This is a genomic window from Ensifer sp. BR816, assembly GCF_000378985.1.
In the GTDB taxonomy this organism is placed as follows: domain Bacteria; phylum Pseudomonadota; class Alphaproteobacteria; order Rhizobiales; family Rhizobiaceae; genus Sinorhizobium.
Genome location: NZ_KB905370.1, coordinates 3,104,306 through 3,128,857, shown reverse-complemented (window position 1 = coordinate 3,128,857; position 24,552 = coordinate 3,104,306). Strand labels below are relative to the sequence as shown.

Annotated in this window: 17 protein-coding genes and 2 pseudogenes (1 of these 19 running past the window's edge); 12 read left to right on the top strand and 7 right to left on the bottom strand. The window is 63.6% G+C overall.

Going from position 1 to position 24,552, the window contains the following annotated elements; genetic code table 11:
- Positions 1–96: 96 nt before the first annotated feature.
- Together RHIBR816_RS0114965 and RHIBR816_RS0114960 are read right to left on the bottom strand one after the other, a co-directional pair.
- Positions 97–1,476, bottom strand: a complete 1,380-nt coding sequence (locus RHIBR816_RS0114965) for a hypothetical protein (protein WP_018237374.1) — start codon at positions 1,474–1,476, stop codon at positions 97–99.
- Between the two features lie 320 nt (positions 1,477–1,796).
- Positions 1,797–2,423, bottom strand: a complete 627-nt coding sequence (locus RHIBR816_RS0114960; RefSeq protein WP_018237373.1) for a TetR/AcrR family transcriptional regulator — start codon at positions 2,421–2,423, stop codon at positions 1,797–1,799.
- A 90-nt stretch (positions 2,424–2,513) separates the two neighbouring features.
- Here RHIBR816_RS0114960 and RHIBR816_RS0114955 point away from each other — a divergent pair, with 90 nt between their 5' ends.
- The gene (locus RHIBR816_RS0114955; RefSeq protein WP_018237372.1) at positions 2,514–3,548 is read left to right on the top strand and encodes an HlyD family secretion protein; all 1,035 of its coding nucleotides are present in this window, start codon (positions 2,514–2,516) and stop codon (positions 3,546–3,548) included.
- Positions 3,545–5,170, top strand: a complete 1,626-nt coding sequence (locus RHIBR816_RS0114950) for an MFS transporter (protein WP_018237371.1) — start codon at positions 3,545–3,547, stop codon at positions 5,168–5,170. The genes RHIBR816_RS0114955 and RHIBR816_RS0114950 overlap by 4 nt, the downstream gene beginning before the upstream one ends.
- An 11-nt stretch (positions 5,171–5,181) precedes the next feature.
- Here the strand turns inward: RHIBR816_RS0114950 and RHIBR816_RS0114945 are convergent, their stop codons facing one another.
- Both RHIBR816_RS0114945 and RHIBR816_RS0114940 read right to left on the bottom strand, forming a co-directional pair.
- Positions 5,182–6,309 carry an FAD-binding oxidoreductase gene (locus tag RHIBR816_RS0114945; RefSeq protein WP_018237370.1) on the bottom strand — a complete coding sequence of 376 codons (1,128 nt, stop codon included), beginning with the start codon at positions 6,307–6,309 and terminating at the stop codon, positions 5,182–5,184.
- Positions 6,310–6,394: 85 nt separating this feature from the next.
- Positions 6,395–7,351, bottom strand: a complete 957-nt coding sequence (locus tag RHIBR816_RS0114940) for a LysR family transcriptional regulator (RefSeq protein ID WP_018237369.1) — start codon at positions 7,349–7,351, stop codon at positions 6,395–6,397.
- Positions 7,352–7,525: 174 nt separating this feature from the next.
- Here RHIBR816_RS0114940 and RHIBR816_RS0114935 point away from each other — a divergent pair, with 174 nt between their 5' ends.
- Both RHIBR816_RS0114935 and RHIBR816_RS0114930 read left to right on the top strand, forming a co-directional pair.
- A complete protein-coding gene (locus tag RHIBR816_RS0114935) occupies positions 7,526–8,710 on the top strand; it encodes an acyl-CoA dehydrogenase (protein ID WP_018237368.1) in 1,185 nt (394 codons plus the stop codon).
- Positions 8,711–8,721: 11 nt separating this feature from the next.
- Positions 8,722–9,912 carry a CaiB/BaiF CoA-transferase family protein gene (locus RHIBR816_RS0114930; protein WP_018237367.1) on the top strand — a complete coding sequence of 397 codons (1,191 nt, stop codon included), beginning with the start codon at positions 8,722–8,724 and terminating at the stop codon, positions 9,910–9,912.
- Between the two features lie 161 nt (positions 9,913–10,073).
- On the opposite strand, the gene htpG is transcribed toward RHIBR816_RS0114930, so the two are convergent.
- On the bottom strand, positions 10,074–11,960 hold the full coding sequence (gene htpG, locus RHIBR816_RS0114925; protein WP_018237366.1) for a molecular chaperone HtpG: 1,887 nt from the start codon (positions 11,958–11,960) through the stop codon (positions 10,074–10,076).
- Between the two features lie 400 nt (positions 11,961–12,360).
- Here htpG and RHIBR816_RS0114920 point away from each other — a divergent pair, with 400 nt between their 5' ends.
- The 4 genes and pseudogenes from RHIBR816_RS0114920 (at position 12,361) to fabI (ending at position 17,527) form a co-directional block, all read left to right on the top strand.
- Entirely contained in the window at positions 12,361–14,562 is a 2,202-nt protein-coding gene (locus RHIBR816_RS0114920; protein ID WP_018237365.1) for a DUF3141 domain-containing protein, read from the top strand.
- Between the two features lie 19 nt (positions 14,563–14,581).
- Positions 14,582–15,538, top strand: coding sequence for a phosphate acetyltransferase (locus RHIBR816_RS0114915; RefSeq protein WP_026187019.1), 957 nt, complete (start codon positions 14,582–14,584; stop codon positions 15,536–15,538).
- Between the two features lie 4 nt (positions 15,539–15,542).
- Positions 15,543–16,726: pseudogene (locus tag RHIBR816_RS34195) on the top strand (acetate/propionate family kinase).
- A 15-nt stretch (positions 16,727–16,741) separates the two neighbouring features.
- Positions 16,742–17,527 carry an enoyl-ACP reductase FabI gene (gene fabI / locus RHIBR816_RS0114905; protein ID WP_018237363.1) on the top strand — a complete coding sequence of 262 codons (786 nt, stop codon included), beginning with the start codon at positions 16,742–16,744 and terminating at the stop codon, positions 17,525–17,527.
- A gap of 21 nt (positions 17,528–17,548) precedes the next feature.
- Here the strand turns inward: fabI and RHIBR816_RS0114900 are convergent, their stop codons facing one another.
- The gene (locus RHIBR816_RS0114900) at positions 17,549–19,024 is read right to left on the bottom strand and encodes an NAD-dependent succinate-semialdehyde dehydrogenase (RefSeq protein ID WP_018237362.1); all 1,476 of its coding nucleotides are present in this window, start codon (positions 19,022–19,024) and stop codon (positions 17,549–17,551) included.
- A 125-nt stretch (positions 19,025–19,149) separates the two neighbouring features.
- Complete coding sequence (locus RHIBR816_RS0114895) at positions 19,150–20,418, bottom strand: 4-aminobutyrate--2-oxoglutarate transaminase (protein ID WP_026187018.1); 1,269 nt, start codon at positions 20,416–20,418, stop codon at positions 19,150–19,152.
- Positions 20,419–20,646: 228 nt separating this feature from the next.
- Between RHIBR816_RS0114895 and RHIBR816_RS0114890 the strand changes: the two genes are divergently transcribed.
- The 4 genes and pseudogenes from RHIBR816_RS0114890 to RHIBR816_RS0114875 all read left to right on the top strand — a co-directional run.
- The gene (locus tag RHIBR816_RS0114890; RefSeq protein ID WP_018237360.1) at positions 20,647–21,474 is read left to right on the top strand and encodes a MerR family transcriptional regulator; all 828 of its coding nucleotides are present in this window, start codon (positions 20,647–20,649) and stop codon (positions 21,472–21,474) included.
- A 378-nt stretch (positions 21,475–21,852) separates the two neighbouring features.
- A complete protein-coding gene (locus tag RHIBR816_RS34190; RefSeq protein WP_034816348.1) occupies positions 21,853–23,040 on the top strand; it encodes an acyltransferase in 1,188 nt (395 codons plus the stop codon).
- 16 nt (positions 23,041–23,056) lie between these two features.
- Positions 23,057–24,160, top strand: a complete 1,104-nt coding sequence (locus RHIBR816_RS0114880) for a glycosyltransferase family 2 protein (RefSeq protein WP_026187017.1) — start codon at positions 23,057–23,059, stop codon at positions 24,158–24,160.
- 1 nt (position 24,161) lies between these two features.
- A pseudogene (locus tag RHIBR816_RS0114875) lies at positions 24,162–24,552 on the top strand (glycosyltransferase family 2 protein) (it continues 650 nt past the right edge of the window).

Below are 24,552 nucleotides of genomic sequence, written 5' to 3'. Positions count from 1 at the left end.
CGATGGATTGAGGTCCCTGCTATAGGGCGGCAGGAAGAAGAGGTGTGCCCCTGCTCCCTGACCGCGCGGCGCGATGTCTCCCCTATTGGGAAGCTGTCAGGCCATCTCGAGGTGAGAGGCTTTCGCCCCTTGCGCGATCAACGGAGCGGGCGACTCCCTTTGCAGGTGGGAAGCGTTAAGCCGGCGCGCCACGATATCGTGGTTGAGCCACCGGATGGGACCAATGGGATCTGAAGACGCGCCAAAAATGAGCTGCCCCGTCGCCTCCACCACGAGAGCACTCAGGAGGTCGCTGATCATCGCCTTGCTGTCCCGATGCATCTGCGTGATCTCGATGGACGTGCCGATGGTCAGATCGGCCTGGGCTTGGCTGTTGGCCATCGGCCACGCCGAGAAGTCGTAGAACGGATGCATGACCTCGTTGGCTTGCATATCGGTAATTTTTTGGAACACATCCTTCATCGTGAAGCCGTCTGCCAAAAGCTGCTGGCAGTCCCGCCACTGCTCCTCTGCCCATTGGCCCCCGTTCTCCTTCCTCAAGGCAAGTAGCAGCGGTATCAGGGGAAGCTCGATACCGGTGAATACGTCGGAAGAATTGGTCCGTATTTCGGGGCAGTTATAGACGGTTGCCTTGACGCCCGCTGCCCAGGCATCCTCCGCGATGCCTTCGAGCCGCATCTTGGCGTAACCTTGCGTATAGTTGGTGTAGGTCTGCCAGCGGTAGCTGCCGTCTATCAGGATTGCCGTTCCATGATAACCGTAGGCCGTATAGCGGACCTGACCGCCCGATGCCTCCACGCGCTCCCGGATCGCCGCGCTGAAGTCGATAAGATGTCGAAAGGTGATTGCCGAGACTTCGTCGAAATTCTGCAGGATGAGCTTGCCCATGTCGCTGTCGATCAGGGTTTGCGACGACATGTGGCGGGGACCAACACCCTTGTAGATTCGATTGGCAACGACCAGGAACACCTTCGCTTTCGGGATGCCTCCGGCCATCGTGTGGGCGAAAAAGACATTGCGGCCGTCGGCAATCATTCCGTCGAGGACGGCCATGACCTGTGAAAGCGAATTCGTGAACCGCGCGGTGGCGATGTCCCGGCACAGCCCAATGTAGTCCCAGTCGAGCCTGTCATGCTGCCAGCTCTCCAGCGTCATCGTCGCGAGGAGATCAGTCGGGGTGGGGCCGCCTGCCGGAGCGTCGAGATCGAAGCCAGCCATGAGAGGTATGTTGATAATCCTGCCACCCAATCGGCCTTCGGCGGCAGAAAGTTCCTCGGCGTTCAGAGGCCGCAGTGCGTTGTTCTCGTCGCGCCGCCCGACCGTAATTCCCACGATCTCCATTCCAGCCCGCCGAGCCTCCTCGACCAAGCCAGTCGCGTATCCGCGACCGAAGAGTTCGCCGAAGAGGACGAAAACATCACCTTTACGGAAGACGTTGTTTTCGGCAAGGCGGTTCAAGGCGATCGGGCTCTCCATGCTGTCAGCTCTGGTCCGTTGGTCGTCGAGCGGTGGCTCAGACAAGCTTCAATAGTTACATGACCGCGCTGATCCGTAATAGGAAGTCATTTTAAGTGACGGTTCATTTCAAAACGTGAAGTGCCGTTAGGACTTCCCGTTATTTGAACTATAAAAAGAAGGTAATGTCGGTCTTTGCAGGGCGATTGGTTCCGCAGCGTTTTTCCGCCAGGGGTGACAGGTTCAGCGGCATCCATGGGTGGCTCCCGAATAGCCGGACTTGGAAGGATCCTTGGTAGGACTTCTCGCTCTTCCGCAAAACTACCCTTGATGCGTCGGACCTATTTGCCCTGGCATGGCCGAACGCCGTTCAGGAAGATTTCCACGGCAGAAGCGACCGCGGCCTGCGCTTCCTCGTCCGACGGCGGCGGACGCAGCCCGAGAACGACTTCCAGGTGAAGGTTGTCGCGAATCATGCCGACAAAATGCCCCGCCGCGCGCCGGCAATCGGTGGTGCGGATGTCTCCTCGTTCGCGAGCGGCTTCCAGGACCTCGGCGAGCCGCGAGGTGGCGCGGGCCGGTCCTTGCTCGTAGAACGACTTCACGAGATGGGGGAAGCGATTGGCCTCGGTGACGGCGATGCGATAAATGCCGATCACTGCTGGTGACATGTAAACTGCCAAAAGATGCCGACCAAACGCTGTAAGCGTCTCCCGCAGATCGTGCCGCTCGATCTCCTCAATGCCCAAGGTCGACAATACCTTGTCTGAATTCTCGGTGACGATCGCCGCGAACAGTCCCTCCTTGTTGCCGAATTCGTTGTAGATGTTCCGCTTTGATCCACCCGCACGTTCGATGATCGCGTCAATGCTGGTGGCCGCGTAGCCTTGCTCGAAGAAGACCTCGGCAGCCGCTTGCAGAAGGGCTTCTCGGCGAACCGCCGGCCGCCCCGACTTTGCTTTGACCACAGACTTAACCTCTCATGACGATGAACCCACTTGACTGGTAACGATCATTACCGTAAGTGTCAATGGTAACGTCCATTACCGGAGGTCGTCATGGCGGGGCTCAACAAAAGAAAGATGGTCGGCCTGCTGCTGTGCCTCGGCGCGGTGGCGGCGGTGGCTGGTGGCTGGGCCAGGGCCCGGTCGAGCGACGCGGCGTCGACCGACAACGCCTATGTCCGCGGCGACGTTACCGCACTCGCCCCGAAGGTGGCGGGTTACGTCACGGCGGTGGAGGTCGAGGACAACCAGGCCGTCCGTGTCGGCGACGTCCTCTTCCGGATCGACGATCGCGACTACCGCGCGCGGCTGGCACAGGCGGTCGCCAATGTCGAGGCGGCCGAGGCCAGGCGCATCAATGTCGATGCGGAGACCGAACTCCAGCATGCCCTCATCCGGCAGGCCGAAGCCCAGAAACGCTCGGCCGTGGCCGAGTTGAACCTGGCGATCAAGGCCCATGACCGCCGCCGCGAACTGATCCGCAGCAACACCATCAGCGAGGCCCATGTCGACGAAAGCGAGGCGGCGCGCTCGAGAGCCGAGGCAGGCGTATCGGCCGCCGCCGCGACGGTGGAGGCGCAGCGGCAGCGCATCGCCGTGCTCGTCGCCCAGCGCGAAGCGGCGGTTGCGGCCGTGGCGCAGGCAGAGGCGGCCCGCGATCTCGCCGAGATCGATCTCGACAGCACCGTGGTGCGCGCCCCGGTCGGCGGCGTCATCGGCAACCGCCAGGTCCGCCTCGGCCGGCTGGTGGCGCCGGGCGCCGCCCTGCTCGACATCGTGCCGGTCGACAATGTCTGGATCGTCGCGAACTTCAAGGAAACCCAGCTCGAACATATCCGGCCCGGCCAGCAAGTCCGCATCACGATCGACGGCTATCCGAACGGGGCGCTTGAAGGCGTCGTCGACAGCTTCGCGCCCGGCAGCGGCTCCGCCTTCAGCCTGCTGCCGGCGGACAATGCGACGGGCAACTTCGTTCGCGTCGTCCAGCGCGTGCCGGTGAAGATCCGCTTTGCCGACAATCCGCTGCCCGGCCGACTGGTGCCCGGCCTGTCGGCGCGTGTCGAGGTCGATCTGGAAAGCGGCTCATGAGCACGGCCGTCGCCACCGTGCAGCGCCGCGACAGGTCTGCGGCCGGCGCCCTTCTCGTCGCCGGCATCGTGCTTGCCGCGCTGACCGAGGCGATCGCCGGCACCGTCCTATCGCTCGGGCGCGGCGACATCATCGGCGACACCTACGCCACGCCGGACGAGTTCGCCTGGCTCGATGTCGGCTACACCGCCTTCAAGCTCATCGGCTTCATCGCCGCCGCCGGGCTGACGAAGCGTATCAATCCGCTGCGCCTGGTCATCGGTTCGACCCTCGCCATGGGCCTGGCCTGCGGCATTGCCGCGATGACCGCGCGGCTGGAGCTGCTGATCGCGCTGCGGCTGATCCAGGGTTTTTCCGGCGGCACGCTGCTCGTCGCCGGGCAGGTGGTCATTTTCCTCGCCTATCCGCGCGCCCGCCAGCCGATCCTGCAGGCGCTGTTCGCGATCGGCGCGGTTGTCGCCCCGGCAACGATGGCGCCGGCGCTTGAGGGATGGCTCATCGACAGCCAGTCCTGGACGTGGATCTTCTTCAGCGTCGTGCCGCTGGCGCTCGCGGCCGCCGGCCTGCTGCTGATGGCAGACGGACCACCGCCAGCCCTGACCGTGCAGCGTCCGTTCGACTGGACCGGCTTTGCCCTGATCTCGATCGCGCTTTTCTGCTTCACCTATGTCTTCAGCCAGGGCAGCCGCTGGGACTGGTTCGAGGANCCGCGCATCCGCTGGCTGACGGTGATCGGTACGGCCGCTCTGCTGGCCTGTCTCGGCCAGCAGTTNCTGGCGAAGGGCCGGNGCCTCATCGACGTCACCCTGTTCGAAACGGAGGATTTTACCTTCGCCTTCATCGTCAGCTTCGTCGCCGGCGCCGCATTGTTCGGAAGCGCCTTCCTGATTCCGTCCTTTGCCGTGTCCGTCCTCGCCTTCACGCCGACCGATGCCGGCCAACTGCTGTTGCCGAGCGGCGGGCTGTTCATCGGCGCGCTGCTCATCGCCGCCTTTCTCATCCAGGCCTGCCGCGTTCCGCCCTTCGCCACGGTGCCGTTCGGCATCCTGATGGTCATGGTGGCGATGTGGATGCTGTCGGGATCGACCAGCGAGAGCGGCGCCGACGACATGATGGCGGCGATCCTGCTGCGCGGCCTCGGTCTCGGATTCCTGTTCCTGTCGATCACCCTGATCGCCTTCGGCAAGCTGGATGGCCGCAACCTCGCCGGCGGCATCGGCCTGTTCAACACCGGTCGCCAGCTCGGCGGGCTGATCGGGGTCGCCGCGCTGCAGACGCTGATCGACCATAACGTCGCCGCCAACGTCGCCGTCCTCGGCGCCAACGTCACCCCAGGAAGCTCCGCGGTCCTCGAACGGCTGGCGGGCACGGCAGCGCTGCTGACGGCGAAGGGAATGGATGCGGCCGCCGCCGGCCGGGCAGCGGCGAGCCTCATCGGCCGGGCCGTCACCGGCCAGGCCAGCGTGATCGCCTTCGACACCGCCTTCAACACCGTCGCCCTGCTCTTCGTCATCGCCGCGCCGCTGCTCGTCGCCATCAAGATCGGGCTCGCCCGACACGCGAAGGCCTCGAAGGCATCGGCCAATCTGCACCGCGGACAAAGTGCGCGAGCTTCGCGGTGAGGTCCTCGTAGCTACTTTTGGAAACGACGCGGATCGAAGCGGGCGGGATCGAGGCCTTCGCACCGGAAGCCTTCCGGCTCCGGCGTCTCGGCCAGCAGGCTTGCGCCGAGGGCGCCGAGCGCCGGTGCGGTGAGGATGCCATAGCCGCCCTGGCCGGCGAGCCAGAAGAAATGCGGGCTCTCCCGGGCAAAGCCGACGACCGGCAGCTTGTCGGGAGAAAAGCTGCGCAGACCGGCCCAGCTCTTGAAGATCCGCCGCACCGGCACCGTCGTCGCCTCTTCGACGTAGTGCGCCGCCCAGGCGACATCGATCTCTTCGGGCTGGACGTCGGACGGTTCGCAGGGCGTGGCGTCGGCCGGCGAGGCGAGTAGCCGGCAACCTTCATGCTTCATGTAAAAATCTTCGTCTATCTCATTGATTTCCGGTAGCGATGTCGCATCGACATTGGCCGGCAGATCGACGGTAATGGCGGTGCGGCGATGCGGCACGATGCCAAGCGGTGAAACGCCGAACAGCGCGGCGACGGGATCGGCCCAGGCGCCGGCGGCGTTGACGACGATCCTGGCGCTGACTTCGCCGGCGGACGTCTCGATGCTCCATCCGCTGCCATCGTGGCGGGCCGCCAGGATTTCACGACGCTCCAGAATGTCGCAGCCGTTGCGCCGGGCGCCCCTCACGTAGCCCTGAAGCAGGTTCTCCACCTCGATGTCCCAGAAATTCGGATCGTAGAAAGCGGCGGCGGCGTAGCCAGGCTTGAGGATCGGGACGCGGGCAAGCGCTTCCTCGACGGTCAACCTTTCGATCGCCGGCGTGGCCTCGCGTTCCTCGGCAAGGATCTGTTCGAAGCGGGCGAGCTTCTCCGAACTGGCGATCATCACGCCGCCGCGTCGCTTGAGCAGTGGCACCTCGGTAAAGCCTTGCGGCGGTTGATCGAAGAAAGGTTTGGATATCGCGGCGAGCCTGCAGACTTCGGGCGCGTTGTAGCGGAGTACGAACTCGGCCGCCGAACGGCCCGTGCTGTGGTAGCCGAGTGCATCCTCACGTTCGAGAACGACCACGGAACGGTGCGGGCTCAGGAAATAGGCAAGCGACAGGCCGGCAATCCCGCCGCCGATGATCGCCACATTGTAGTTCGGCATGCTGTCTGCTCCGTTTTGTCGAGAACGGCGCCGACCATAGGGCTGCGGAAACCGGCGTTCAAATTTATAGCTGGAAAGGTCGATATCAATCCTGATGATGCTCGAGGCAGTGGTCGAGCGGCTCCGTGTCGGCGACATGCGCGAGAAACACTGCCTCTGCCGGATTGAGGATCGAATTCGGGTTGGAGATGCGAAAGACGTCCGTCGTCGGCAGGTCGTGATAGGGCGGCAATTGCCAGAGGCGCCCGGCTTTGACCGCCGGCAAAGCAAGATGATCCGGCAGCATGCCGATACCGACATTGGACACGATCAGCCGCATGACCTCCTCGACACTGCAGGAGACGGCCCTGACCTGCTGGCCGAAAGAACCTGCGGCGCGAACCGCGGTGACGGAGTTCATATGTTCGCCGCCAAGCACGTCGGCGATGAAGGCGATATAGGGGTTGCCGCGCAGGTCAGTGAAGTCGATTCCCTCGACGCCGAAGAGCGTGTGGCCGCAGCCGCAATAGAGGGCGTATCGCTCACGGATATGGAACGCCTTGTCGAGCGCGTCGGGGATGATGCCGTCACAAAGCCCGATCGTCGCAATGTTGCGTTCGACGGCACGCAGGACGTCAACGGTCGTCGCGACGGTGATGGACATCGTCACCCTCGGATGCATGCGAAAGTAGCTGTCGAGTTTTCGATCCCAGGCCGGATTGTGGGCATGGCTGACCGTGTGGATGTTGAGATGGCCGGTCACCTCCTCACTCGCAGTGTCGAGCACATGCGGCAGCCGGATCACGGCCGCAAAGATATCGCGGCATTGAAGGTGCAGCTTCTCGCCCGCCTCCGTCAGGTCGAACCGGCCCGGCCGGCGGTCGATGAGCTTCTGCCCGACGGTCTGTTCCAGTCGTTTCAGCGCCATGCTGACGGCCGGCTGCTGCAACAGCAGCCGATTGGCCGCAGCCGTTATGCTGCCTTCCTCGACGACGACGACGAAGGTGCGCAGCAGGTTCCAGTCGAGATTGTGGGCGAAGCGTTCGAGGCGATTGCTGGTCATGGCTGAAGATGAGGTTGGTGGTCCATTGCGAATAATCCGCAGAACCGCACGCGGCACAACCCCATTCCCAGGATACCCATTCCCGGCGCGCATGAGGCAGTGCCTCAAATTCGTTTGAAACGGCGAAACTGGCTTGCCATAACCACAGGCGGAAAAATCCGATGGGAGAGCGTCATGGCCGGCAAAAGTCAATTCCAATGGGACGATCCATTCGTCATCGAGGACCAGTTGACCGAAGACGAGCGGATGATCCGTGACACCGCGCGCGCCTATGCCCAGGAAAGATTGCAGCCGCGGGTGATCGAGGCCTATCGCGAGGAGAAGACCGACCCGGCGATCTTCCGGGAAATGGGCGAACTCGGCCTGCTCGGCGTCACGGTACCCGACACCTATGGTGGCGTCGGTGCCTCCTATGTCGCCTACGGGCTCGTCGCCCGCGAGGTCGAGCGGGTCGATTCCGGCTACCGCTCGATGATGAGTGTGCAATCCTCGCTGGTGATCTACCCGATCTTCGCCTACGGCTCCGACGAGCAGAAGCGGAAATACCTGCCGAAGCTGATCAGCGGCGAATGGATCGGCTGCTTCGGCCTGACCGAGCCGGATGCCGGATCGGATCCGGCAGGCATGAAGACGAGGGCAATCAAGACCGAGGGCGGCTACCGCCTGATCGGCTCGAAGATGTGGATCTCCAATGCGCCGATCGCCGATGTCTTCGTCGTCTGGGCGAAGTCGGAGGCGCATGGCAACGCCATCCGCGGCTTCGTCCTGGAAAAGGGCATGAAGGGGCTCTCGGCGCCGAAGATCGCCGGAAAGCTTTCGCTCCGGGCCTCGATCACCGGTGAAATCGTCCTCGACAATGTCGAGGCGGGCGAGGACGCACTGCTGCCGAACGTCGAAGGCCTCAAGGGTCCTTTCGGCTGCCTCAATCGTGCCCGTTACGGCATCTCCTGGGGCGCGCTTGGCGCCGCCGAATTCTGCTGGCATGCGGCGCGGCAATACGGCCTCGACCGCAAGCAGTTCAACCGGCCGCTCGCCCAGACCCAGCTTTTCCAGAAGAAGCTCGCCGACATGCAGACCGAGATCGCGCTCGGGCTGCAGGGGTCTCTTCGCGTCGGCCGGTTGATGGACGAGGGGCGGATGGCGCCTGAGATGATTTCGATCGTCAAGCGCAACAATTGCGGCAAGGCGCTCGACATCGCCCGCATGGCCCGCGACATGCACGGCGGCAACGGGATTTCGGAGGAATATCAGGTGATGCGCCACATGCTGAACCTCGAGACGGTCAACACCTATGAAGGTACGCATGACGTTCATGCGCTGATCCTCGGCCGCGCCCAGACCGGGCTGCAGGCCTTCTGAGCGGCACGACGATGGAAGCACCGCTCAAGGGCATACGGGTCCTCGAACTCGCCCGCATCCTCGCCGGCCCCTGGATCGGCCAGACGCTCGCCGATCTCGGAGCCGAGGTCATCAAGGTGGAAAGCCCGGCCGGCGACGACACGAGGACCTGGGGTCCCCCCTTCGTCGAAGGCAAGGGGGGAGAGACGCTCGATGCTGCCTATTTCCACGCCTGCAATCGGGGAAAACGTTCGGTCGTCCTCGACTTCACGACGGAAGAGGGACAGGAGGCCGTGCGCCGGCTCGCAGCGCAATCCGACGTCCTTCTCGAAAACTTCAAGGTCGGCGGGCTCGCCAAATACGGGCTCGACTATCAGAGCCTCAAGAAGATCAATCCGCGGCTGATCTATTGCTCCGTCACCGGTTTTGGCCAGGACGGGCCCTACGCCCACCGGGCCGGCTACGACTACATCATCCAGGGGATGAGCGGCATCATGGACCTGACCGGCGAGCCTGACCGCGAGCCGCAGAAGATCGGCGTCGCCTTCGCCGACATCTTCACCGGTCTTTATGGGGTCATCGCAGTGCAGGCGGCTCTGGCGCAGCGGGAACGCACCGGAGAAGGGCAGCAGATCGACATGGCGCTGCTCGACTGCATGACCGGCGTGCTCGCCAACCAGGCATTGAATTTCCTCGTCTCCGGCAAGGCGCCGCGCAGGCTCGGCAACGCCCACCCGAACATCGCACCCTACCAGGTCTTCCCGACCGCCGACGGGCACCTGATTGTCGCTGTCGGCAACGACCGGCAGTTCGTCAAGTTCTGCGACCTGCTCGGCCGTCCCGACCTTTCCGCCGACGAGCGTTACCGCACCAATGCCGGGCGTGTTCAGCACCGCGATACGTTGACACTGGAGCTCGCCGCGGAAACTGCGAAATTCGAGCGCGATGCGCTGCTCGCCAAGCTGGAGGAGGCCGGCGTGCCGGGCGGGCCGATCAATACGGTCGCCGACGTCTTCGTCGATCCCCAGATCGTCCATCGGCAGATGCGGGTGGAAGCGCCGCATACCGGTGCTGCGGCCGGCACTTCGCCAGGGGTCAGGACGCCGGTTCGCTTTTCCGGTGCGTCGCTGGCGCTGGAGCGCGGCGTGCCGCGGCTTGGGGAACATACGGCGGAAGTGCTGGCGGAAATCGGCATGGGCGCAAGCGGCACGGAGAAAGGGTGAGGTCGTACAGACCTGCCCTGATTTTGCACGCACGTGTCTTGATTTGCCCCTCACCCGAGCCCTCTACCCGTCTTGACGGGGAGAGGGGATTTGAGAGGCCGCGAGTCTCCTTCGCCCCGCTTGCGGGGAGCAAGCGGCCGGCAGGCCGGTTGAGGAGCGAATTAGCTTTTCAAAGCTCTACCGAAAACACGTGACAGCCGCTCCGCAAAGCCACGCGGATCCTCGGGCCTGTCGCCGTCCAAAACGCGCGCCTGATCGAGGAGCAGTTTCACCGCATCCTCACGGAACGCACCATCTTCCGCCGGGCAGCCGGCCAGCGCGGCGATCAGGTGATGCCTGGGATTAACTTCGAGCACAGGCTTTGCCGCATCTTCGATACGCCCGGCACCCTGCAGCATCTTCTGCAACTGGCGGTCCGGGCCGTGTTCCGGCGCCACCAGGCAGACCGCGCTTTCCGTCAGGCGGTCGGAGGTTCTCACATCCGAAACCGCTTCGCCGAGCGTCGCCTTGGCAAAGCTTACGAATTCGGTGACGGCGGGGTTCGCCTCCGAAGCGGTGACTTCAGAACCCTGCTTCGCGATGCTGGCGAGGTCCGCAGCACCTTGAGTGATGGACTTGAACGGCTTGCCCTCGAAATCCGGTGCCGTCGTCACCCAGAAACTGTCGACCGGATCCGTCAGGAGCAGCACCTCGATGCCGCGGGCACGAAAGCCCTCGAGCTGGGGTGAAGCCTGCAACTGGGCGAGATTGTCGCCAGTCAGATAGTAGATAGCCGACTGACCGTCCTTCATGTCCTTCACGTAGTCGCTCAAGGCGCGCGGATTGTCAGCCGACGCGGTCGTGCGGAAGCGCGACAGGGCAAGGAGCTGTGTGCGGCGCTCGAAGTCTTCGTAGATGCCCTCCTTGATCACGCTGCCAAAATTTTCCCAGACCTTGGCGAAGGCTTCCGGGTCGCTTTCCGCGAGCTTCTCGATGCTCGTCAGCACCCGGTTCGTCAGGCCCTTGCGAATGCTCGCAAGCAGCGGGCTTTCCTGGATCATCTCGCGCGAAACGTTGAGCGGCAGATCGGCGGTGTCGACCAGGCCGCGGGCGAAGCGGAGATAGCGCGGCAGCAACTCTGCCTCGTCGGTGATGAAGACCCGCTTCACATAGAGTTTCATCCGGCCCTTGCGATCGGGATCGAAAAGGTCGAAGGGCTTCGAGCCGGGGACGAAGGCAAGTGCCGTATAGTCGTGGCGGCCTTCCGCCCGGAAGTGGACGGTCAGCGCCGGCTCATCATATTGGCCGGCAACACCGCGGTAGAAATCCGTATAGTCTTCCTTGGAAATCTCGCTCTTCTGCTTGGTCCAGAGCGCCGTACCGTCGGCGACCTGCGCGGCTTCGCCGCCGGGCTTCTCGACGATCGAGATCGGCACGGGCACATGGCCCGACTGGTCCTTGACGATGCGTTCGACGGTCCAGCGCGACGTGTAGGATTTCGCATCGTCCATCAGATGGAGGGTGATGCGCGTGCCGCGTGCCGGCGCGTCGGCGATATCGACGGCGGAAACCGTGTAGCTGCCCTTGCCGTCGGATGCCCAGTGCCAGGCCTTGTCGGAGCCTGCGCGGCGAGAGACGACGTCGACATTGTCGGCGACCATGAAGGCGGAATAGAAGCCGACGCCGAACTGGCCAATCAGCTGCGCGCCGTCCTTGCCCTGTACCGCCTCGATCCGCTCCATGAAGGCGCGCGTGCCGGAACGGGCAATGGTGCCGAGCGATTCGACCAGCTCGTCGCGGCCCATGCCGATGCCGTTGTCCTCGACGATCAGGCGGGCCTTTTCCTCGTCCAGCGTCAGCGTGATGCGCGGCTGAGGGTCACTGCCGAGCAGTTCGGGCGAGACGATCGCCTCGTAGCGCAGCTTCTCGCAGGCGTCCGCCGCATTCGAAATCAGCTCGCGGAGAAAGACGTTCTTGTCGGAATAGACCGAGTGCACCATCAGGTGCAGCAGTTTCGCCACATCGGCTTCGAAGACATGTTTCTCGACGGACATTTCGACTTCACTCATCGGGCTGCGGACCTCCTTGGATTTTTGCCCCAATTGGCAAGGCTCGCGATGAATTTCAAGGGTCGTCTTGCGGGACCGTCGTTTCGGTGCAATGCTAATCGCTGGATACGTCGCAGGAATGCTCGACGCTATCCGCCGAAGCACGCGAAAACGGATGCGGCTTCGCGAGGACAGGGGTACGCGGTCGGGAACGTTCGTTTGCCGAACGACAAATCGCCGTAACACTCCACCGCTATGCTTGTCGCACCCGTGAAGTCAGCCTTTCACGGTCATCAATGCCGGACAATGTTGCGGCCGCGCCGCCACCTTCTTTGACGCAGATCAACGCTCGACAAGGAGCGTTGCCCTATGTGCAGACCGGAATGGGACCGACCTTCGGTCAAGCCGAGGAGTGGACATCATGCCCAAGCAATCCACCATCCCGACATTCGCAGACGCATTCGCCTATTCGCTCGATGCCTGGCAGCGATCCATCCTGTTTCTCGACGTCATGCGCCAGCGTGGCGAGCAGTATGAGGAACACAAGACACAGACCGCTCCGCACGTGTTGAATTATGAAGCGGAACTGGCCGTTGACGGCCGCAAGCTCGGCCGACCGGTCAATTACGCGCTTGTCCGGATCATTCCGCCCGAAGCCATCAGGGTCGACCCGTTGAAACGACCCTTCGTCGTCGTCGATCCGCGCGCCGGCCACGGACCCGGTATCGGCGGGTTCAAGGCCGATAGCGAGATCGGCGTGGCGATGAAAGCGGGCCACCCTTGCTACTTCATCGGCTTCCTTCCGGACCCCGTTCCCGGCCAGACCATTGAAGACATCGCCCGCGCAGAGGCTGTCTTCCTCGAGACGGTGATTGCCCGCCATCCTAATGCTGACGGCAAGCCCTGCGTGATCGGCAATTGCCAGGCCGGCTGGGCGGTAATGATCCTTGCATCGCTCCGCCCGGAACTGTTTGGTCCGATCATCATCGCAGGCACGCCGCTTTCCTATTGGGCGGGTGTGAAGGGGCAGTACCCGATGCGCTATTCGGGCGGCCTGCTCGGGGGCAGTTGGCTGACGGCGCTGACCAGTGATCTCGGCGCCGGCATATTCGACGGCGCCTGGCTGGTCCAGAATTTCGAGAACCAGAACCCAGCCAATACCCTCTGGACCAAGCAGTACAACCTCTATTCGAATATAGATACGGAGGCCGAGCGCTACCTGGGCTTCGAGCGTTGGTGGGGCGGTCACGTGACGCTGAACGCCGAGGAAATGCAGTTCATCGTCGATGAACTCTTCGTCGGTAACAAGCTTGCCGCAGGCGAGATCCGCACCGCCGATAGCACTGCCATCGATTTGCGCAATATCCACTCGCCGATCGTCGTCTTCTGCTCGAAGGGCGACAACATCACGCCGCCGCAGCAGGCGCTCGACTGGATTCTGGACCTTTACGACAGCGTCGACGAAATCCGCGCACATGGCCAGACCATCGTCTACGCCGTGCATGAGAAGGTCGGCCATCTCGGCATCTTCGTCTCCGCCAGTGTCGCCCGGAAGGAACACGACGAGTTTGCCTCCAACATCGACCTGATCGATGTGCTGCCGCCCGGTCTCTACGAAGCGGTGCTGGAACCTGCGAGCGAGGTCGTGGAGGGCAGGGACCTGATCGCCGGTGAGTGGGTGATGCGCTGTGAAGCACGCACGCTCGACGATATCCGCGCGCTCGGTGGCAACGATCTCGAGGACGAGCGTCGCTTCGCCGCGGCGGCGAAGCTCTCGGAGATCAATCTGGCATTCTACAGAACCTACCTGCAGCCTGCGGTCAGGGCCATGGTGACACCGGCAATCGCCGAGGCGATGCGCCGCGCGCATCCGCTGCGCCTCCAATACGAACTTTTCGGCCCGAGCAATCCCTTCATGACCTGGATAAGGGAAGCAGCCGAACAGACCCGCGAAAACCGCAAGCCGACGGGCGCCGAGAACCCGTTCCTGGCGCTGCAGGAAAACATGTCGCGGCAGCTTGTCGACGGCCTGGAGGGTTGGCGGCGGACGGTTGAACGCCTTTCGGAGGAGACTTTCCGCACCGTCTATGGAGCGCCCGCCTTGCAGACAGCGCTCGGCATCGACAACAAATCAGACCGTCCGCGCAGACCGGCGAAAAGTCATCTGCACCAGGAGCTCGTGGAAACACGGATCGCTTCGCTTAAAGCCGAGATCGGCCAGGGCGGCCTCCGTGAGGCCGTGGCCAGGGCTCTGCTGTTCGTCGGAAAGGCACGCGGCGGCGCCGACGAGCGGGGCTTCGAGGCAATCCGCCGGTTGCGCCGCGCCCATCCGACAGCAAGCCAATTGACGCTTCCGGAGTTCAAGGCTCTGCTACGCAAGCAGTACTTCATGCTGCTGATCGACGAGGAAGCGGCGCTCGCGGCAATTCCGAAACTGCTGCCGGAAGACCTCGATGAACGCCGCTCTGCCTTCGACGCCCTCAGTGAAATTCTGCAAGCATCCGGAGCCGTGACCGGCGCCGCTGCCGAGCGAATGGGGCGCGTTGAGACGCTTTTCGGCCTCGACAGCGAGGCAGTGCCGTTCGTGGCGCGCAAAACCGCACGCGAGCGCAAGACGTCCTGACCGTTAGGAGGTTCCGCAAGTGTCCGAGGTAACTGCATTGACGGCCGAGCCGTCCAAGTACGACCGCCTGATCGCAGCCGCGCAAGCCGAAACGCCGGCGGTCACGATCGTTGCCCATCCCTGTGACGAAACCTCGTTGCGCGGCGCGCTTGAAGCGGCGGAAACGGGGCTCATCAAGCCGGTGCTCGTGGGGCCGGAAGCGAAGATCCGCTCCGTGGCGGCTGAGCATCGGCTCGAAGTCGGCGGCTGGGAGATCATCGACGTGCCGCACAGTCACGCCGCCGCCGCCAAGGCGGTCGCGCTCATTCGTGAGGGCAAGGGCGAGCTTCTGATGAAGGGAAGCCTGCATACCGACGAGCTGATGCACGCGGTCGCGGCCTCCGCCACCGGTCTCAGGACCGATCGGCGGATCAGCCACGTCTTCGTCATGGATGTCCCCGGCCATGCGGAGACGCTGTTCATCACCGATGCTGCCATCAACATCTTCCCGGATCTCGATGCCAAGCGCGACATCGTGCAGAACGCGATCGATCTCTGGGTCACGATCGGGCTTGGCGAGCCGCGGGTCGCGATCGTTTCGGCGGTGGAGACGGTTACCGCGAAGATCCCCTCTACAATCGAAGCGGCGGCGCTCTGCAAGATGGCCGAGCGCGGCCAGATCACGGGCGGCCTGCTCGATGGACCGCTCGCCTTCGACAACGCGATCGATCCGGAGGCAGCGCGCATCAAGGGCATCCGATCGCCGGTCGCCGGCCACGCCCAGATCATCGTCGTGCCGGATCTGGAGGCCGGCAACATGCTTGCCAAGAACCTGACCTTCCTTTCCCATGCCGACGCGGCCGGCATCGTTCTCGGCGCGCGCGTGCCGATCGTGCTGACGTCGCGGGCGGATTCGGTCAGAACCCGGCTCGCTTCCTGCGCCGTTGCCGCACTTTTCGCAGCTCGGCGGCGGGCGGCACAAGTCGCGGCGGTCTAGCGCCATGGACGCGATCCTCGTCGTTAACGCCGGCTCATCGAGCCTGAAGTTCCAGGTCTTCGGCATCGAAAACGCCAGATTGGTCCGGCAGGTGCGCGGCCAGATCGGTGGCATCGGCACGCGGCCGCGCCTGCAGGCGAAGGGCGCCGACGGCGACGTCCTTGTCGATCAGAGCTACGCGCGGAAACCGTTCGCGACCTTCCGGCCGCCATCGCGGCAGCACGCGACTGGCTGCTGACGCTCGAGGGATTCGATCTGCGGGCGATCGGCCATCGCGTCGTCCATGGCGGCCCCGACTACGCGCAGCCGGTGCTGATCGATACGACCGTGCTCGACCGCCTCGCCAGCTACCAGGATCTTGCGCCGCTGCACCAGCCCAACAATCTGGCGCCGATCCGGCTCGCCATGGAGATCAACCCCGATGTGCCGCAGGTCGCCTGTTTCGACACGGCCTTCCATCGCGGACACCCGGAGCATGCCGATTGCTACGCCCTACCGCGGGCCTTTTATGACCAGGGCGTGCGGCGTTACGGCTTCCATGGGCTTTCCTACGAATATGTCGCCGAGCGACTGGGCGAGATCGCGCCCGATGCGGCGCGCGGCAAGGTCATCGTTGCCCATCTTGGCAGCGGCGCCTCGATGTGCGCGCTGCGTGACGGCCAAAGCATCGAGAGTACCATGGGCTTCACCGCACTCGATGGCCTGCCGATGGGCACACGGCCGGGCCAGCTTGACCCGGGCGTGGTGCTCTATCTCATCTCGGAAAAGGGCATGAGTGCCGAGGCCGTGTCTGACCTCCTCTATCACGATGCCGGCCTAAAAGGTCTTTCCGGCGTTTCGAACGACATGCGCGAACTTCTGGAGAGCAACGACAAGCGCGCCTCCTTCGCGATCGACCATTTCGTGCACCGCTGCAGCCTCAGCGCCGGCATGCTTGCCGCGGCGCTCGGCGGGGTTGACGCCTTTGTGTTCACGGCCGGCGTCGGAGAGAACTCGGCGCCGATCCGCGCACGGATCGCCGAGGGTCTCGCCTGGCTTGGCGCCGAACTCGACCTGGCCGCAAACGAGGCGGGCGCCGCGCTGATCTCGACCGCTGCGAGCCGCGTCGCGCTTCACGTCGTTCCGACCGACGAGGAACTGATGATCGCCCGCCACACGCTCGCGCTAATCAGTGCCCCCAACGCCTGACCCGGAGGCAAACCGATGTCCATTCCTACCGCCAAGGCCAAGCTCCTCGAAGGCCGCAAGGGCCTGATCGTCGGCATCGCCAACGACCGCTCGATCGCCTGGGGCTGCGCCCGCGCATTCCGGGCCTTCGGGGCGGAAGTCGCGGTCACCTATCTCAACGAAAAGGCCAAGCCCCATGTGGAGCCGCTGGCGCGCGAGCTCGAGGCGCCGATTTTCCTGCCGCTGGACGTTGCCGTGCCCGGCCAGATCGAGGCGGTTTTCGAGCGCATCGCGGATACCTGGGGAGAGCTCGACTTCCTCGTTCACTCGATCGCCTTCTCGCCCAAGGATGCGCTTGGCGGTCGGGTAACCGACGTCCCCCGCGACGGGTTCCTGAAGACGATGGATATTTCCTGCTGGTCGTTCATCCGCATGGCGCACCTTGCCGAACCACTGATGAAGAGGGGCGGAACGCTCTTCACCATGACCTATCACGGCTCGCAGGTGGTGGTGGAGAACTACAATATCATGGGCGTCGCCAAGGCCGCGCTCGAGAGCGCCGTGCGCTACATCGCTGCGGAACTCGGACCGAAAGGCATTCGCGTACACGCGATCTCTCCCGGCGCCCTCGCGACCCGCGCCGCCTCCGGCATTCCCGAATTCGATGCCCTCCTCGAGAAGACGAAGATCAAATCGCCCGCCCGTGAATTGATCGACATCGACGACGTCGGCGTCGCGACGGCCTTCCTCGCGCATGAGGCCGCACGGCTGATTACCGGCCAGGTGCTCTATGTCGACGGCGGCTACCACATCATCGACTGATAGGGCAGTCGTCTGAAGAATTCAGATGTTGCCCATGCAGAGATACTTCATCTCGAGATAGTCTTCGAGGCCATGGCGCGAGCCCTCGCGGCCGATGCCGGATTGCTTGATGCCGCCGAAGGGGGCTGCCTCGGAGGACATGCGGCCGGTATTGATGCCGACCATGCCGTATTCCAGCGCCTCGGCCACATGCCAGACCCGTTTCAGGTTTTCGGCGTAGAAATAGGCGGCGAGGCCATAGATCGTGTCGTTCGCTTCCGCCACCACCTGCTCGGCGGTCTCGAAGCGGATGATCGGGGCGATCGGCCCGAACGTTTCCTCCTGGGCGACGCGCATGTCGTGCGAAATGCCGGTGAGGACGGTCGGCGCGAAAAAGGTGCCGTTGGTCCCGATCCGCTCGCCGCCGCAGCGCAGTTCGGCGCCCTTGGAGAGTGCATCGGCGACATGGGCCTCGATCTTCTCGATCGCATGGCCGTCGATCATCGGACCGATCGTGGCGCCGGGGGAAAAGCCGTCACCCACTGTAAGCTTGCGCACCCGCGCGACGAACTTCTCGGCGAAGGCGTCATGCACCGCCGACTGCACATAGATGCGGTTTGCCGAGACGCAGGTCTGGCCGGCATTGCGGAACTTCGCCTGGATAGCACCGTCCACCGCTTCGTCGATATCCGCATCGTCAAAGACGATGAAGGGGGCGTTGCCGCCGAGTTCGAGGCTCACCTTCTTGATCTGGTCGGAACATTGCCGCATCAGGAGCCGGCCGACTTCGGTCGAGCCGGTGAAGCTGATCTTGCGGACCTTCGGGTTGCTGCAGAGCTCGCGCCCGATCGGCGCCCCCTCCGAGGCGTAGAGCAGATTGAGGACCCCTTCGGGAAAGCCGGCCTTTTCGGCGAGCACGAACATGGCGCCGGCGACGAGAGGCGTCTGTTCCGCAGGCTTTAGGACGATAGCGCAGCCGGCGGCGAGCGCCGGCGAAATCTTGCGGGCAACCATCGAGGCGGGGAAATTCCAGGGCGTGATCGTGCCGACGACGCCGACCGGCTGCTTGATGACGAGCATCCGGCGATCGTTGGCAGGCGCCGGAAAGGTCTCGCCGTAGACGCGTTTCGCCTCTTCGGCATACCACTCGATATAGGAGGCGGCATGCAGGACCTCGCCCTTCGCTTCGCCGAGCGGCTTGCCCATCTCCGCGGTCAGGATGGCGGCGAGATCTTCGACATGCTCGACGATCAGGTCATGCCAGCGGCGCAGGATCACGCTTCGATCCTTGGCCGGCATTGCCGCCCAAGCAGCCTGAGCCCGGGCCGCCGCCTCGATAGCCACATGAGCGTCGCCGATTCCCATGTCGGGAAGCGTTGCCAGCAATTCGCCTGTCGAGGGATTGAAAACGTCGAAGGTTGCGCCGTCCCATTCGCCGGAGGGCCGTGTGACACGACCGAGTTCAGCGAATTCGTTCACTGCCCGAAGGTGTTTCGTGAGTGCGGATGTCAGGGCCATGGCGCGTCCTCCGGCGAGGCGGGCCACGGCTCAGCAAGCCTCGCTCTTTGTTTTGTTGCGGGGCACGCGTCTGCGCGCCCCGAGCCGGTGTCGGACGAGCGCGATAGCGCTCGCCCGGCTTGCCGTCAACCGCGCGCTTCGAGGATCGAAGCCTCGAGGATGTCGAGCGCCTCGGCAAAGACCTCGTCCTGGATGGTGATCGGGGCCAGGAAGCGGATGACGTTGCCATGGACACCGCAGGTAAGCAGGATCAGCCCCTTTTCAAGCGCGATGAGGCGCACTTTGTTGGCGAAGTCGGCGCTCGGCAGGTTGGTCTTCACGTCGTTGAACTCGACCGCGTTCATGAAGCCGGGACCGCGAATGTCGACGATCTCCGGCGCCTTTTCTCGGATCTCGGCAAGACGCTGCTTGAGCCGGTTGCCAAGCTGGTCGGCCCGCTCGCAAAGCTGTTCTTCCTCGATGACGTCGAGCACGGCATGGGCGGCCGCGATGCCGATCGGATTGCCGCCATAGGTGCCGCCGAGGCCGCCCGGACCCGGTGCGTCCATGATTTCGGCGCGACCCGTCACCGCAGCGAGCGGGAAGCCGCCGGCAAGGCTCTTGGCCATCGTCATCAGGTCCGGAGCGACATCATGGTGCTCCATGGCGAAGAGCTTGCCGGTGCGGGCAAAGCCGGTCTGGACCTCGTCGGCGATCAACAGGATGCCGTGCTGGTCGCAGATCTCGCGGAGCGCCTTCATGAAGGCTGTCGGCGCCGGATAGAAGCCGCCTTCGCCCTGGACCGGCTCGAGGATGATTGCCGCGACGCGGCCCGGATCGACATCCGCCGCAAAGAGCTTCTTCAGTGCCGCGAGCGACTGCTCGACGCTGGCGCCGTGGAGTTCGATCGGGAAGGGGGCATGGAAGACGTCGGCCGGCATCGCGCCGAAGCCGACCTTGTAGGGCACGACCTTGCCGGTCAGCGCCATGCCCATGAAGGTGCGGCCGTGGAAGCCGCCGCCGAAGGCGATGATGGCCTGGCGCCCGGTTGCGGCGCGGGCGATCTTCACCGCGTTTTCGACCGCCTCGGCGCCGGTTGTGACGAAGATCGTCTTCTTTGCGAACGTGCCGGGGGTAAGTGCATTCAACCGTTCGGCCAAGTGAACGTAGTTCTCATAGGGAACGACCTGGTGGCAGGTGTGGGTGAAGCGATCGAGCTGCGCCTTGACGGCCGCGATCACCTTCGGGTGGCGGTGACCGGTGTTGACGACGGCGATGCCGGAGGCGAAATCGATATAGCGATTGCCTTCCTTGTCCCAGATCTCGGCGTTTTCGGCGCGCTCGGCATAGATCTGCGTGGTCATACCCACACCGCGGGAAATGGCGGCGTTCTTGCGATCGGTCAGGCTGGTCATCATCGTTGTCCCTGTCTGGAAGGTTGGTAGATATATTGCATTTTTTCTGCAACTTTTCGCTGGAAGTGGTACATCTTTTGACATGGAAAGCAAATCAAATTTGGTGATGGAGCGAGCACGGCGACTGATGGCCTCTTCTTGTAAATCTGCGGGGCGCGCGCCTAGATTGCCGAAAACTGAACACGACAGGGAATCGCGCCATCTTTGGCGTCGGAAGGACGGATATCGATGAGCGGGCCGGGCAATATTCGCTACAAGGTGGCCGAAGCGGCAAGGCTCGCCGGCGTCTCGGCTTCGACGTTGCGCCTATGGGAAACCCAGGGGCTCGTGGTGCCCGGGCGTTCGGCGACCGGCCATCGGCAATATACCGAGGCGGACCTGGCGCGGCTGAAGCGTATTTCCTGGTTTCGCGCCGCGCGCGGCCTCAACCCGGCGGCAATTCGCGAGGCGCTGGAAGCCGAAGGCGCGGCGAATGACGACCCCGTGCCGGGGCCGTCGACGGAAGGCAATGCGGACCTGCAAGTCGGGCGCAAATTGAGAAGCCTCAGGCATGCGGCGGGCAAGACGCTGGAACAGGTGGCCGGCGAAGTCGGCATTGCGCCATCGGCGCTCTCGACGCTCGAGCGGACCTCCCAGGGCGTCTCGATTGCCGTCTTGCACAATCTTGCCGAATATTTCGGCACCACGGTCTCGAGCCTCTCGGGCGAGGAGGAACCGCAGGCACGCGCCCTTGTGCGCGCCGGCGAATGGCGCAACTGGCCGCGCACGACACCGGGCGTGACGGTGCAACTGCTTGCCGAGGGCAAGAACCAGATGGACTGCCACCGCTTCGTACTGGCACCCGGCGCCTCGAGCGAGGGCGCTTATCGGCACGAAGGTGAAGAGTTCGTCTATGTGCTTTCCGGGCGCGTCGAGTTCGTGCTGGATTCCGACCAGTTCTACGATCTTCACCCGGGCGACTCGCTCTATTTCGAGAGTCGCCGGCGCCATGCCTGGTCGAACCGCCACGACGGCGAGACAATTCTGCTCTGGATCAATACGCCGCCGACGTTTTAGGGCGGCGAAGGCGTGACTTAGCGCGACGTGTTAATGCGATGCGTCGGGCCGGACTTCTGCCGCGATGGATGTATAGTCAAGCTCAATGCAACTAAATCAACACGCCGCATCAAGTTTAACCCCAACCCGGGCGTGGCGTTGCATGCGTGACACAGCGCCGTTGCCACCACGGACGAACGGGCATCCTAGTGAGAGGGGCGCCAAAGTTTAGCCCTATTCGCCCATACAGTCGCCGATACCGCCTTAACCATTCTTTCACCTACCTAATTCTCACGGCTCTTGCCCAAGAGCGCCTACGGAAACCGGCGGCAACAATCAGATACCCAGGGAGTGATGCCACCAGGGGAATCCCGCAAAGGTTAACTCGGGGGGATGTTCATGCAGATTGCGCGCGACAGACAGTTGGACGGACTGCGAGCTGTTGCCGTTTCGATGGTCCTCTACGGCCATTTCTTCGCCGCGGATGGATCCTATTGGGGCCATATCGGCGTCCGGTTGTTCTTCGTGCTGAGCGGGTTTCTGATCACGCGACTGCTCCTCGAGGCGCGGGCCGATTCCTCCTTCGAGCGGGCTGTCGCGCTCAAGTCGTTCTATGCGCGCCGGGCGTTGCGTATCTTTCCTCCCTATTTCGCCGTCCTCGGATTCGTGTGGCTGACCGGTCTGGAGAGCTCCAGGGAAGTTCTGGCGTGGCACGCGCTCTATCTTTCCAACTTCTGGTACGCGCTGCAGAACGCGTGGACCCCGTGGGTTCTCTGTCATACCTGGAGCCTGAGTATCGAGGAGCAATTCTATATTGCCTGGCCGCTGGTCATGCTTCTGGCGCCGCGGCGCTCGATTCCGGCGATCTGCCTCGGCGTCATCGCCTTCTCGCTCGCCTACCGCTTCTACTGGCCCCTGACCGGCACGCCATCGCTGGGGCGCGACCTGCTGCCGCCGGCATCGATGGACGCGCTCGCGGTCGGCGCACTTCTGGCGGACAATCGATCAATGGGCGTGACCTGGCCGCGCTCCATCGAGCGGAGCTGGATGCCGCTTTTGGCCGTTTCCCTGATCCTCCTGTGGTTTCGTCCGACACCGAAGCCGCCGCTCCTCGAATGGCTGGCATGGATGGGCCTTGAGGTCTTTCCATTGTTGCCGCTGGCGCTACTCGTCGGCAGTTGCTCGCGTGGGATCGGGGGCGCTTTTGGCCGCCTCTTCGAATGCGCCCCGATGACCGCCCTTGGCCGCATCAGCTACGGCGTTTATCTTTATCATGCGATCGTGCTTGCTCTTGTCGTCCAGGCGCAGCCCTTCATCCCCGTCAATGTCTTGGAGCAGGGGCCGGGTCGCTTTCTCGTCGCGGGGCTCGGGACTCTGATCCTCGCTTCGATCTCCTGGTTCGCCTTCGAGCAGCCGCTTAACGCGCTGAAGCGCCACTTTCCCTATGTGCGCCGGACAGGCGCCAGGATCGCCCTGGCGAATGCAGGCAAAGGGGTCGGCGTGGGAAGAGGGACCGAGGAGACGCCGGCCTTTCCACGAGTGTCGGGCGAGCGCGCCAAAGCCTTCCAGACCTCGGATATTCAATAGATACGCGAGCCGAACCATGCCCACCCCATTGGTGTCCGTCCTCTTGCCCGTCTACAACGGCGAACCCTATCTCGCCGCAGCGCTCGAGAGCATTCTGCGCCAGGACTATGAGCATCTGGAGATCATCGCAATCGACGACGGTTCGACGGATCGGTCGCTGGAAATCCTCGAGCGCCATCGAGCGATGGATCGCCGGATCTCGATCCGCTCACGCGAAAACCGCGGCCTCATCGCGACCTTGAACGAGGGGCTGGCGCTTGCCCGCGGCGAACTCGTCGCCCGAATGGATGCCGACGACATTTCCTATCCGTCGCGGCTTTCGCGGCAGGTGGCGCTGTTCACTGAAGAGCCGGAACTCGCCCTATGCGGAGCCGGGGTCGATACCCTGATCGGCAACCGCGTCGTCCGCGGCACACCCAGCCCCATTTACCGGCCGGGCGCCATGCACATCCTCTCGAAGTTCTTCACCATCTTCATCCACTCGACGGTGATCTTTAACCGACGCGTGATCCCGGACAATATGCTCGCCTATGATGAAGGCTACCCGCATGCCGAGGATTTCGACCTGTTCCGGCGGATCGCCGGTCGTTTTCCGACGATGATGATCGACGAGGCTCTGGTCGCATACCGGCTGCACACGGGCAGCGTCACGAGCAAGCACCTGCTTCAGATGCGCCAGACGCATCTGAAGATCGTCGCCGAAAACCTTGTAATGGATGGTCTTTTCGAGGACGCAAGTGTGCTCCGCGAGATCGGGGCTGCCGTAACGCCGGAGACGATCCGCGTTGTTGCCGAGTTCATCGTCTCGCTCGAACGCAAGGTCGCTGCGTTTCCCCCGGAGCTGCGCCGGGCTTACGAGGACGGCCTCCTGTGCTTCTTCTATTTTCTCTACCAACTCATCGCCGACGAGAAACGCCCGGAACTGACGCACGCGTTCCTGACACGGACAGGCAAATGGCAGCTCATCCGGCGTCGTGAACGATACGGCTTGCTCGCCGGGGCTCGTGCCCCCTGGTGCAGCCGCCTTTCGCTGGCCGCCACCAAGCAGGTGGATGGCCTGGCACGCTACCTGCAGTCGGTGCCCGCCAGACGTGTACTTCCTCAGTATGGTGCGATCTGAAATGGTGCGCGACGGTCTTCAGGAAAGAGAGCACGTAGAGGCGCGGCGGGAACGCACGACTGCCGCTGCGGCTTCGGCTGGCCACGGGCCTTTCGCGAGCTTCATCGTCTGCACGCGCGATCGCATGCAGGCTCTCGCGGCATGCATCCGGTCGATCGAGGCAGCGTGCGCTGCCGCTTTCACGGTCTCAAGTGAGCTCGTGGTGGTCGACAATGGATCGTCGGACGGCACCCCGGCCGAATTGCGCCGCATCGTCGCGGCGTCGAGGATGAAAATCACACTTGTCGCGGAACCGCGTCCCGGCCTTGCCGTCGCGCGCAATGCGGGGATGGAATGGGCGCGCGGGCGGGTTCTCGTCTTCATCGACGATGATTGCGAAATCGCCCGCANNT